The 11257-nt window shown below is 71.1% G+C and carries 11 protein-coding genes; 4 read left to right on the top strand and 7 right to left on the bottom strand.

Features of this window, described 5'->3' with window-relative positions; genetic code table 11:
- Positions 1-20: 20 nt before the first annotated feature.
- Entirely contained in the window at positions 21-917 is an 897-nt protein-coding gene (locus tag ABD708_RS12385; protein WP_344754866.1) for an oxidoreductase, read from the bottom strand.
- A 24-nt stretch (positions 918-941) separates the two neighbouring features.
- Between ABD708_RS12385 and ABD708_RS12390 the strand changes: the two genes are divergently transcribed.
- Both ABD708_RS12390 and ABD708_RS12395 read left to right on the top strand, forming a co-directional pair.
- Positions 942-1826: a MurR/RpiR family transcriptional regulator gene (locus ABD708_RS12390; protein ID WP_344754868.1), complete on the top strand. Its 885-nt coding sequence runs from the start codon at positions 942-944 to the stop codon at positions 1824-1826.
- Positions 1826-2692: a DMT family transporter gene (locus ABD708_RS12395; RefSeq protein ID WP_344754870.1), complete on the top strand. Its 867-nt coding sequence runs from the start codon at positions 1826-1828 to the stop codon at positions 2690-2692. Before ABD708_RS12390 ends, ABD708_RS12395 begins: the two co-directional genes overlap by 1 nt.
- 27 nt (positions 2693-2719) lie before the next feature.
- On the opposite strand, the gene ABD708_RS12400 is transcribed toward ABD708_RS12395, so the two are convergent.
- Positions 2720-3436, bottom strand: coding sequence for a TetR/AcrR family transcriptional regulator (locus ABD708_RS12400; protein ID WP_344754872.1), 717 nt, complete (start codon positions 3434-3436; stop codon positions 2720-2722).
- 82 nt (positions 3437-3518) lie between these two features.
- Between ABD708_RS12400 and ABD708_RS12405 the strand changes: the two genes are divergently transcribed.
- Positions 3519-4385 (top strand): NAD(P)H-binding protein, encoded by an 867-nt coding sequence (locus ABD708_RS12405; RefSeq protein ID WP_344754874.1) that lies wholly within the window; start codon positions 3519-3521, stop codon positions 4383-4385.
- Here ABD708_RS12405 and ABD708_RS12410 read toward each other — a convergent pair.
- The 5 genes from ABD708_RS12410 to ABD708_RS12430 all read right to left on the bottom strand — a co-directional run bounded on the left by ABD708_RS12410 (position 4382) and on the right by ABD708_RS12430 (position 10461).
- A complete protein-coding gene (locus ABD708_RS12410; RefSeq protein WP_344754876.1) occupies positions 4382-5620 on the bottom strand; it encodes an allantoate amidohydrolase in 1239 nt (412 codons plus the stop codon). The genes ABD708_RS12405 and ABD708_RS12410 overlap by 4 nt on opposite strands.
- Complete coding sequence (locus ABD708_RS12415; protein ID WP_425553291.1) at positions 5617-6840, bottom strand: pyridoxal-phosphate-dependent aminotransferase family protein; 1224 nt, start codon at positions 6838-6840, stop codon at positions 5617-5619. The genes ABD708_RS12410 and ABD708_RS12415 overlap by 4 nt, the downstream gene beginning before the upstream one ends.
- Complete coding sequence (locus ABD708_RS12420) at positions 6837-8039, bottom strand: amidase family protein (protein WP_344754878.1); 1203 nt, start codon at positions 8037-8039, stop codon at positions 6837-6839. Before ABD708_RS12420 ends, ABD708_RS12415 begins: the two co-directional genes overlap by 4 nt.
- Before the next feature lie 95 nt (positions 8040-8134).
- Positions 8135-8881 carry an aspartate/glutamate racemase family protein gene (locus ABD708_RS12425; protein ID WP_344754880.1) on the bottom strand — a complete coding sequence of 249 codons (747 nt, stop codon included), beginning with the start codon at positions 8879-8881 and terminating at the stop codon, positions 8135-8137.
- Between the two features lie 8 nt (positions 8882-8889).
- Positions 8890-10461 (bottom strand): NCS1 family nucleobase:cation symporter-1, encoded by a 1572-nt coding sequence (locus tag ABD708_RS12430; RefSeq protein ID WP_344754882.1) that lies wholly within the window; start codon positions 10459-10461, stop codon positions 8890-8892.
- Positions 10462-10654: 193 nt separating this feature from the next.
- Here ABD708_RS12430 and ABD708_RS12435 point away from each other — a divergent pair, with 193 nt between their 5' ends.
- The gene (locus ABD708_RS12435) at positions 10655-11254 is read left to right on the top strand and encodes a helix-turn-helix domain-containing protein (protein WP_344754884.1); all 600 of its coding nucleotides are present in this window, start codon (positions 10655-10657) and stop codon (positions 11252-11254) included.
- The last annotated feature ends 3 nt before the right edge of the window (positions 11255-11257 follow it).

Below are 11257 nucleotides of genomic sequence, written 5' to 3' on the forward strand. Positions count from 1 at the left end.
GAGTGCCGGTCAGCCCTCCCCTACCCCGGCCCGTCGCTGGCCGCGGCGAGAAGCGGCACGACGACGTCGCTGACCGGAGTGGGCACGCCGAGTGCACGGCCTTTCCGCTGGATGACACCGTTCCGGGCGCTCCACTCGAGGGGATGGCCGGCTTCGCGATCGGCGAGGATCGAGGTGCCTCGATCGGCCGGCACCTGACGGAATCCGTCGAGCACCTGCTGGATCACGGTGTCATCGAGGTTCGCGCCGTCTGCTCGTGCAACCGCCAGACCCTCCTCGAGATAGACCCGCGCGAGGCCGCCGACGTCGTCGCGCCGGAACATTCCTGACCGCCGGCCGGTCAGAGCCATGAGGCCGGCGACCGCGTTCTGCAGGAGCTTGCGCCAGGCGATCGTCCGGAAGTCGGCCGTCACGTCGACAGCACATCGTGTGCCGTGAAGCAGATCACGGATGCCTGCAGCGGTCGGCACATCGGGCAGGGTCAGTCGCGCCTCGGCGAGCAGCCGCACCGTGTCGTCTGCGCCGCGCACGGCGGGAAACCAGACGACGGCCGGCACCACCGGGCGTCCTGGTACGAGCGGTGCGACGGCATCCTCTTGCTCGATCCCGTTCTGCAGCACGCACACCACGGTCTCGGGCCCGCACAGGGCGCGCAGCCACGCGGCGGTGGCTGCGGTCTGCGTGGCCTTGACCGCGAGGAAGACCAGATCGACCGGTGAGCGGATGTCCTCCGGCTGCGTTCGCACGGGCCCCGGGACGACCACCGGCCCCTCGCTCGTGTCGAGGCGGAGTTCGGTGCGGGGCGTGCGCCCGGCGAGCAGCGGCGTCGCACCACGCTGGTGCAGCGCTGCCGCCACGGTCGTGCCGATTGCGCCCGGCCCGATCAGAGCGACACGGGGAAGATCTCGATCCGTCACGAATTAAAGGTTACTCTGTTACGAATGGATGACAGCTCGCGTAACTCAGGTTCCGAACGCGAAGAATCGCTTCGCCGCTGGCTCGGCGACCTGCACGCGCGCAGCGGCAGCCTCGCGCCGAGCGAGGCGCGGGTGATCGACCTCGTCCTCACCGACCCGCTGTTCGTCGGCTCGAGCACGACCGCGCAGGTCGCCTCCCGCGCCGGGGTGTCACCGCCGAGCGTGGTGCGCGCGGCCCGCGCGGTGGGATACGACGGTTTTGCGGAGCTCAAGCTGCAGATCGCACGCGCACGGGGTGCGGCCGACTTCTTCGCGCCGCCGCACAGCCTCGCCGCCGACGCATCGCTTGCGGAGATCATCGCCGCGTCAGTCGGCGCCGGCCAGGACGCACTGACCGCCCTTCCGGGCGCGCTTCGTCCGGAGGCGCTGGGGGGCGCCGTGCACGCCGTGCGAGACGCGGGGCAGGTGCTCGCCTTCGGGGCGGGCCCCTCCGCGACGGTCGCCGCCGATGCGGTGTTCCGGCTCCGAGCGCTCGGTGCGCGCACCGCCGGAATCCAAGACCACGAGTCCGCGCTGATCGCCGCGCGGCTGCTCGACGACGGGGACGTGCTGATCGCGGTGAGCTCGACGGGGCGCACAACGTCGACGCTGGCCATCGCCGACGCCGCCTCAGGCGCCGGCGCCACCCTGATCGCGATCACGAATCAATACGGCACGCCGCTCGCGTCGCTCGCCGACATCGCGCTCGTCGTGGGTGGCGCGCCGCTGACCACCCAGATGGCCGCCGCGGGTAGCCGGCTCGCCCAGCTGACCGTCGTCGACGCCCTCGCCGCCGCGCTCGCTCTCGCAGACCCCGAGCGCCGCAACAGGGCCGAGTACGCCGGCATCGACCTGCCTGACATCGACTGATGCCGCCGGGAACGATCGCGATCGTCCTGGTGGCCGCGGTGGCGCACGCCGTCTGGAACACCGTGTCCAAGGGCAAGCGCGGGGACACCGTCCGGTTCGTCTGGGCATACACCGCCCTGTCCGCCGTTCTGTGCCTCGCCACGGTGGCCGTGTGGTCGGCTGTCAGGCATCCACCCGATGTCGGGTACACCCTCGTTCTCGCCGTCGCCGTGTCCGGGGTGCTGCACGTCGCCTACTCGCTCACGCTCCAGATCGGCTATGACCACTCGCCCCTCGGAGTCGTGTACCCCATCGCCCGCGGCACCGGGCCGGTGCTGACGACGCTGTGCGCCGTGCTCTTCCTCGGCCAAGCGATCTCGCGCACGGAGACCCTCGGCGCCGCCCTCGTCATCGCCGGCGTGGTCGTGGTCACGGGCAACCCCTTCCGCACGAGCACGCGCGGCAGGCTGCGCGGCGTGCTGTGGGGCACTGCCACGGGGGTCATGATCGCCGCATACACGCTCTGGGACGCCCACGCTATGACGAACCTGCGGGTCGACCCGCTCACGTACTTCTCCGGGACGCTCGTCGTCGAGACCCTGCTGCTCGCGCCTCAGGCCCTCCGGCGCGGCGCCGCGCCCGTGATGGAGTCGGTGCGGCAGAACGCGCCGCTGATACCGGCCATCGCGGTGCTCTCGCCCGTCGCATACGTGCTCGTCCTCTTCGCGATGCGCTCGGCGCCGGTCGCCGTGGTCGCACCGCTGCGGGAGTCATCGATCGTGCTCGGGTCGTTCTTGGCCTGGTGGCTGTTCCACGAAGGGCTGCTCGCGCGACGACTCGTCGGCGCCGCGGTCGTGCTCGCGGGGATCGCCGCCATCAGCGCGTGATCGCAGTCGCGCCCGCGCGCACCAGATTCAGGCGCGCGCGGATGCGGGCCCGGCCGCCCAAACGCTGCCACCTGCGCCCGCGATGCCCGCGATGATGACCTGGATCGCGAAGTCCCTGCGCTCCTGCTCGGTCGGCCGGGTGAGCGCGTCGACGGATCGGACGAGGTGCGGGAATCGCTCAGGGTCCGCGCTGCGGAAGGCATCGCGGATCGCGTCGCGCTCCGGCGCGCCCAGCGGCGCCCCGCGCACGGTGCGTTCCGTCGCCGTGGCCGCGACGAACTGTGCGATCAGGTCGATGGCAAGGCCGGCCTGTGCCTCCGGGATGCCGCCGAGGCTCATGAGGCCGAGCTCGTGATCGGCGAGCCGAAGCGCGCCGGGCAGGGTCGGGATCATGCCGAGCGCGACGGCGCCCAAGCCGGGGTAGCGCCCGAGCGCATCGATCGTGTTGACGATCGTCCCCGCGAGGGCATCCCGCCAGCCGCGATCGCCGGCGCCGGCGTCGACGAGCTCGACGGTGCCGTAGACATCATCGAGCACATGCTCGAGCAGGACATCTCGACTGGCGAAGTACGCATACAGCGAAGCCGGCCCGGTCTGCACCCGCTCCGCGACGTGGCGTAGGGACACCGATTCGACCCCGCGCTCGCGGATCAGGGTCAGCGCCGCGTCGAGGATCGAGCGGCGCGACAACGCCGGTTTCGCCGGTCGTTCCCGTCGCGACACCGGCTCGTCTCGCACTGCCATGCGAAGACGCTATCACTTGACACGATCATCGTTTGTAACGAACAATGTTCGCGAACGATGTTCGTGTGAATGGAGACGGATGATGACGGTTCTTGTAGTCGGAGCAAGCGGCGCGGTCGGCGGCGCGGTGGTCGAGGGGCTTCTGGAGCGTGGAGCGCATGTGCGGGCGACGAGCAGGATGCCTGAGCGGCTGTCCCTCCCCCGCGAGGTGCGCACCTTCGCCGCAGACCTGAACGACCCCGCCTCGTTCGCTGCGGCCCTCGGAGGCGTCGAGCGGCTGTTCCTCTACGCGGATCTCGATGATCCGGTCGGACTGCTCACTGTCGTGCGGGCGGCCGGAGTGCGGCACGTAGTGCTGCTGTCATCATCGGCGGTGACGTTCCCCGGCGCGCAGGACGACTTCAACGGGTCGCGGTTCATCCGGGTAGAGCGCGCCGTCGAGGAATCCGGCCTGCAGTACACCTTCCTGCGCCCCGGCGGCTTCGCCAGCAATGCGGCGCGGTGGAGCTGGAGCATCACGAGCGACGGCGTCGTGCCGCTGCCGCACCCGGAGGCGGTGCAGGTCCCCATTCACGAGCAGGACATCGCCGACGTCGCCGTGGCCGCCTTGACCGGCGACGCCATGATGGGCCAGTCCCCCGTTCTGACCGGCCCGGAGCGACTCACCCTGCGGCAGCAGGTCGGCATCATCGGCGACGTCGTCGGCCGGCCCATCGCGGTCCTCGATCAGACAGAGGAGCAGAGCGCCGCGATGCTCTCCCGGCACCTTCCCGAGGTGTGGGTCCGTCAGATCATCAAGGACTGGCGAGAAGCGGTCGGCACCGCGCCGGCCATCTCGGACGCGTACACGCGAATCACCGGCAGGCAGCCGCGGACCTTCCGCGACTGGGTCGCGGACCACGTCGAGCTGTTCCGTGCGGAACAACGCCGAGACTCACCGACGCCCTAACCCCGGCTCTCCGCGAGCGCCCGCACGGCCGCCAGGAACGCGTCGAACGCGAGCGCGACGTCCCCGACCGCGACGATCTCGTCCGGACTGTGGCTCACCCCGTTCCGGCCGTTGCGCACGAACAGCATGCCGATCGGCGCGACGTCCGCCACGGCCATCGCGTCGTGGCCGGCGCGCGACCACAGCGTGAGCGGGTCATCGATGCCCGCGGCACGGATGCCGGTCTCGACCGCCTCCATCAGCTCGTCCGCGCAGGCGACGCCGTCCGCACGGTAGAACTCGGTCGCCGACCACTCCAGATCGCGGATCGCCGCGATCTCCTCCGCCGCCTCCTGGATCCGCGCCCACGCGTCATCGCGGTCGTCGTCGAGCTCCGCACGCAGGTCGAGGGTGAGCTCGACCTTCCCCGGGATCACGTTCACCCCGCCCGGGTACGCCTGCAGCTTCCCCACCGTCGCGATCACGTCGAGGTCCTGGCCGATCCGCTCGATCTCGACGACGAGCTCGGCCGCGCCGACCAGCGCGTCGCGGCGCAGCTCGTAGGGAGTGCCGCCCGCGTGCCCCGCGTGCCCGGTGATCTCGAGTGCGAAGCGCCGTGCCGAGGCGATCGACGAGACGACGCCGAGCGGCAGGCCTGCCCTCTCGAGATACGGGCCCTGCTCGATGTGCGCCTCGAGATAGGCGACGAGATCACGCGGCCGGCGCGCGGCGTCACCGATGTTGCGGGGGTCGAGGCCGAAGGCGACGGATGCCTCGCGCAGGGTCGTCCCGTCGCGGTCCGCGTACTCCCACCACGCCTCGTCCCACGCGCCGGCGAAAGCACGCGATCCCGAGAGGGCGTTGCCGAAGCGGGTGCCCTCCTCGTCGCTGAAGGCGACGACCTCGAGGGCGAAGGGCAGCGCACCGGCCTCGTCGGCGAACGACCGCGCCACCTCGATCGCGAGCAGCACGCCGAGCGGACCGTCGTACTTCCCGGCATCAGGCACGGTGTCGATGTGCGAGCCGAGCACCACGGCCGGAAGATCGGGCGAGGCGCCCTCCAACCGCCCGCAGACATTGCCCGCGGCATCCGTCCACACCGCGAGTCCTGCCTCGCGCAACCAGCCGGCGACGAGCTTCGCGGCGCGCCGGTGCGCCTCGCTCAGGTGCGTGCGGGTCAGGTTCTCCGCCACCTCGCTGATCGCGCCCAGCTCGTCGGCGCGCGCCATGATGCGCTCGGCGATGTCGACGCTCACAGAACACTCCCGTAGTACTCCAGCGCCCCATCGACGCCTCCGCCCGCTGGCACCGCGGCCCCCGCCCGCCGCAGCACCTGCTCGAGCGCGGCGAGGGTCGTGAGCACGGTGTCACGGCGTGCGTTGTAGCCCATGACGCCGATGCGCCAGATGCGGCCGTGCAGTGGTCCGAACGACGTGCCGATCTCGATCGCATAGTCCGCGAGCAGCGCCCCGCGTACCGCCTCGCCCTCGACCCCCTCGGGGATCACGACGCCGATCACGTTGTTCATGCGATGAGCCTGGTCGCCGAACAGCTCGAGGCCAAGGCCCGAGAGTCCCGCCGCCATCGCCCCGCCGTGCAGGGCGTGCCGCGCGACCGCCGCCTCCATCGTCTCGTCGACGAGCAGTCGGGCGCACTCGCGCGCGGCGTACAGCATCGAGGTCGCCTCGGTGTGGTGGTTGAGGCGCTTCGGACCCCAGTAGTCGAGGATCTGGCCGAGGTCGAAATAGTTCGAGCGGATCGGATGGGCGACCACTTGCGAGTCGGCGTCGCGGATGCCCGCCTCGATGCTCTTGCGCGCCTCGATGACCGCCAGCGCCCGGTCGGAGAGTGTGATCGGCGACGACCCAGAGGGGCCGGCCAGGCACTTCTGCAGCCCTGCCGTCGCGGCGTCGACGCCCCAGGCATCCGTCTCGAACTCGTTGCCGCCGAGCGAGGCCGTGACGTCCGTGTAGAACAGCACGCCGCGCTCGCGGCAGGCCGCGCCGATCTCGGCGAGCGGCTGCGCGAGCGTCGTCGAGGTGTCGCCGTGCACGAGCGCGAGCAGCGTCGGCCGCACCTCGTCGAGGGCGGCGATGACCTCCTCAGGGGGGAAGACGGTGCCCCACTCCCGCTCGATCGTGTGCACCTCGGCGCCGCACCGCTCGGCGATCTCCTGCAGCAGGAATCCGAAGCGGCCGAAGATCGGCACCAGCACCCGGTCGCCGGGCGAGACGAGCGAGACGAGCGCCGCCTCGATGCCGGCGCGCGAGGTGCCGTCGACGAGCAGCGTCGCCGCGTTGCGGGTGCGGAAGACCTCGCGGTAGAGCTCCTGTGTCTCGGCCATGTACTCCGTCATCACGGGGTCGTACTGGCCGACCAGCGCGGCCGACATCGCGCGCAGCACGCGCGGGTCGGCGGTGATGGGCCCGGGGCCCATCAGCAGGCGGTGGGGAGGGTGCACAGGTTCTGCGGTCACGCGGCGGCCTTTCCGTTGAGTGCGTCGGCGACGGATGCCGCGAGCTCGACGAGCGCGACATCGGTGTTCCTCGCCCCGATCAGCGACAGGCCGACGGGTCCGCCGTCGAGCTGCATCAGGGGGGCGGAGAGAGCGGGGCGGCCGGTGAGTCCGGCGACGCAGGTGAGGCGCATGGTCGCGGCGCGCACGGCCTCGACGTCGGTCGTCGGGGCGTCGGCGCGCGGCGCCGCGGAGGCGGCGGCCGGCAGCAGCAGCACTCGTCCCTCCGCCTGCTCATCGAGTCGGGCGCGGAAGGCGGCGACGGCGTCGCGCGCGTCGGCGGCCTCCGCCGCGGTAACGAGGGATGCCGCGTCGAAGCGCGCCTGGATGTCGGCCCCCAGCGCGCCAGGGTGGCTGCGGATCCACTCCCCGTGGCTCAGCCACGCCTCGCGCGCCTGGGTGATGCGGTAGAGCTCGGCGAGTTCGGCCAAGTCGCCGGGGTCGACGGCCTCCGCGACCTCGAACCCGGCGGCGATCATCGCGTCGACGGTGTGGCGGAAGCGCTTGTCGAGCTCGTGCGGCAGCCCGGCGGAGTGTGTGTCGAGCAGGGCGAAGCGGATGTCGCCCGCGTGCTGCGGGGCGTTCGCAAGACCGACCCGGGCGACGGCCGCGAGCGTCTCGGCGTCACGGGTCAGCCAGCCGACGGTGTCGTAGGAGGGGGCGAGCGGCAGCACGCCGTCGACGGGCACCGCGCCATGCGTCGTGCGCAGGCCCCAGATGCCCTGGTACGACGCCGGCACGCGGATGGACCCGCCCGTGTCGGTGCCGAGCCCGATGTCGGCCTGGCCGAGCGCGACCGCGGCGGCGGGCCCGCTCGACGAGCCGCCCGGCAGCGCGCCGGGCACCGCGGCGTTGGGGGCGGTGCCGTAGTGCGCGTTCCGGCCGGCGATCGAGTAGGCGAACTCGTCGGTCTGGGCGATGCCGGCGACGTCGGCACCGGCGTCGAGCAGCGCGGTGACGGCGGGGGCGGATGCCGCGGCCGGCTGCTGCTCGGCGAGATAAGCGGGCACGCCCGCCCCGACCGGGAAGCCCTCGACCTCGATCAGGTCCTTGACGGCGACGGTCCGGCCGGCGAGCGGGCCGGTTCCCGTGCCGTGCAGGACGTGCGGGCCGACGACGCGCCAGATCGAGGGGTCGAAGGGAGGGCGAGCGGATTCCACGTTCTGATCATCTCGCGAACCGCCGCCGAGTACGGGGTTATTGCGGTCATCAGGCGGTCGTGGCGACGTCGACTCCGTCTTCGCGGCACCGCGGCTCACCGCACGCCCGTGCCGAGGCCGAAGTCGGCGAGGGCGCCCGCGTACGGCTTGACGGGCGGCTTCGCGTACTCGCCGCGGCGACTCGTCGAGAGCCCCAGCGCGACGAGCGACTCGACGAGCCGGGTCGCGGCAGCGACCCCGTCGATGACGGGGACGCCGAGCTCTGCGGAGACCTCCGCACAGAAATCCGCCATCCCCGCGCAGCCGAGCACGATGACGTCGCTGCCGTCCGCGGCGAGCGCGCGCCGGCACTCGGCCGTCGTCTCGCGGCGGGCGTCGGACCCCGGCAGATCGAGCTCGAGCACCGGGATGTCGACGGCGTGGATGCCGGCACATGCCGTGCGGAATCCATAGCGCTCCGCCAGCTCCTCTGCGCGCCCGATCGTGCGCGGCAGCGTCGTGACAATGCTGAAGTGGCGGCCGAGCAGAGTGGCCACGTGCATCGCCGCCTCGGCGATGCCGACGACCGGCCCCGACGCCAGCTCGCGGGCGGCGTCGAGGCCGGGGTCGCCGAAGCACGCGAGCACGTAGCCGTCGACTCCGTCCGCCTCGCCGCGCCCGATCTCGGTGAGGAGACCGGGCACGGCGAGCGCCTCGTCGTAGTGGCTCTCGATCGAGGCGGGCCCCATCACCGGGCCCACCGCCGTCACCGTCGTCCCAGCGGAGGCCGCGGCGCGCGCGGCCCGCCCGATGGCGGCGGTCATGGACTCGGTGGTGTTGGGGTTGATCGCGCGGACGTGCACGGCGGGCGCTACTCGGCGACGAGGTCTGCGACCACGGGGATCTCGGCCGACTTCGGCCCATCCTCGAGGGTCGGCGCGACCACGGGGAACAGCTTCTCGAGCCCCCAGTAGCAGACCAGGCCGACCGCGCAGCCGATGAACCACGAGTAGTCGCCGAGCACCGAGCCGAGCGCGGGGATGAGCACGATCGGCAGGCCGACCGCGGCGCCGATGGCGGTCGCGATGACGGCGTTCGGGTTCCAGCCCTTCTTGTAGAAGTACTTGCCCCACGGGCTCATCGTGAACAGGTCGTCGGTGAAGACCCTCTGCTTGTGGATCAGGTAGAAGTCCGCGAGCAGCACGCCGAACAGCGGGCCGATGACCGCACCCAGTGTGTTCAGCGTGTAGTTGATCGTCGACGGGCTGTTGTAGAGGTTCCACGGGGTGATCAGCACCGATCCGACGGCGGCGATCATGCCGCCCATGCGCCAGCTGATGCGCTTCGGCGAGACGTTCGAGAAGTCGAACGCCGGCGACACGAAGTTCGCGACGATGTTGATGCCGATGGTCGCGACCGTGAAGGTGAGCGCCGCCAGGATGATCGCGAAGGTCGAGTCGATGCTGCCGACCGTCTCGACCGGGTCGGTGATGAGCTTGCCGAATACCGGCAGCGTCGCCGCGGTCGTGACGACCGTGATGACCGAGAAGAGCAGGAAGTTCACCGGCAGGCCCCAGAAGTTGCCGACGCGCACCGCCCGGAACGTCTTGCCGTAGCGCGAGAAGTCGCCGAAGTTCAGCAGCGGGCCCGAGAAGTAGGACACCGTGAGGGCGATCGCGCTGACGAACACCGCGAACTCCTTGCCGCCGGAGAGGTGCAGGTGCGGCGCCAGGTTCCAGTTGATGTTGCCGAAGCCGCCTGCCCGCGAGAGCAGGTAGATGGCGAGGGCGAGCATCACGACGTAGACGGCGGGGCCGGCGAAGTCGATGAAGCGGCGGATCGTGCCCATGCCGGTCCAGAACACCGCGGCCTGGGCGACCCAGAGGATGCCGAAGGTGATCCAGCCGAGCGTCGAGAGGCCCGCGAAGCCATGCTGATGCACATCGGCGAGCGGCGCGAGGTCTGGCCACAGCTTGAGCGCGACGATGATCAGCGAGGCAGAGGCGAGATAGGTCTGGATGCCGTACCAGGCCACCGCGATGAGGCCGCGGATGATGGCCGGCACATTCGCGCCCAGCACGCCGAACACCGAGCGGGCGATGACGGGGTAGGGCACCCCCGCCTTCTGGCTGGGCTTCGCGATCAGGTTCGCGAGGAAGAACACGATGACGATGCCGATGACGAGGGCGAGCAGCACCTGCCAGGCGGCGAGGCCGAGGGCGAAGAAGCTGCCCGCGGTGACGTAGCCGCCGACGGAGTGCACGTCGGACATCCAGAACGCGAAGATGTTGTACCAGGACCAGTTCTGCTTCTTCAGCGGGGCGAGGTCCTCGTTGGCGAGGCGCGGGTCGTACTCGGGCTTGACGACACCGGCGCCCTCGGGCAGGCCGGCCGCTTCGACCAGATCGTGCGGCTTGGTGGGTGGAGCTACGGACTCTGACATGGCGATGTGCCTTTCGGGAGAGCTGGAGCAGGGCGGGGATCGTGATGTGAAGCGATCACTTCACATGAACGGATGCCGAAAAGCTACGGCGGCGCCGCCGTCGCCCCGTTTCGCTTGTGTAAAAGGTGTGTAAAGCGATGACTTCACACTTTGCGCCCCGGTTTCGGGTGAGTGCGCCGGTTATGGTGAGCGTGTGGACAGCCCCGATTCCGCGAGCCCCGAGCGCCTCGGCGCACGGCTGCGCGAGCTGCGCGAGCAGTCGGGGCGGTCGCTGCGCGCGCTGGCCGCCGAGCTCGACATCTCGGCGAGCGCGCTGTCCCAGATCGAGCGGGGGGCGATGCAGCCGTCGGTGAACCGGCTGCTGGCGATCGTCGCGGCGCTCGACGTGCCACTCGCCGAGGTGTTCGAGGACCGGCCCGTGGCATCCGTCGCCCATGCTCCGCACGACCGAGTCGTCGTCACGCGCGCCGCGTCGAAGTCCGAGCCCGTCGAACTCGGCACAGGCGTCGTCTACCGTCGACTCTCCCCCGCGCACATGCAGGGCGTCGATTTCTTCGAGTCGACCTACCCGCCGCACAGCACCGGCGACGAGACGGCGGTGCTGCACGCCCACGAGGGCTACGAGGTCGGCAACGTCACGCAGGGCACCCTCACGATCACCTTCGCCGACGAGCTGGTCGAGCTCAGCGCGGGCGACTCGATCACCTACCCCAGCCGCACCCCGCACCTGATCGCCAACCCGCACGACGACACCGCGGTCGCGGTCTGGCTGATCGTGCACCCGAACTCGTAATCA

Source organism: Gryllotalpicola koreensis (assembly GCF_039538185.1).
Lineage (GTDB): Bacteria > Actinomycetota > Actinomycetes > Actinomycetales > Microbacteriaceae > Gryllotalpicola > Gryllotalpicola koreensis.

What these genes read in the sequence shown, in the direction of transcription:
- ABD708_RS12390 (WP_344754868.1), top strand. Translation starts at nt 942, where the DNA reads ATGGATGACAGCTCGCGTAACTCAGGTTCCGAACGCGAAGAATCGCTT.
- ABD708_RS12395 (WP_344754870.1), top strand. Translation starts at nt 1,826, where the DNA reads ATGCCGCCGGGAACGATCGCGATCGTCCTGGTGGCCGCGGTGGCGCAC.
- ABD708_RS12400 (WP_344754872.1), bottom strand. Translation starts at nt 3,436, where the DNA reads ATGGCAGTGCGAGACGAGCCGGTGTCGCGACGGGAACGACCGGCGAAA.
- ABD708_RS12405 (WP_344754874.1), top strand. Translation starts at nt 3,519, where the DNA reads ATGACGGTTCTTGTAGTCGGAGCAAGCGGCGCGGTCGGCGGCGCGGTG.
- ABD708_RS12430 (WP_344754882.1), bottom strand. Translation starts at nt 10,461, where the DNA reads ATGTCAGAGTCCGTAGCTCCACCCACCAAGCCGCACGATCTGGTCGAA.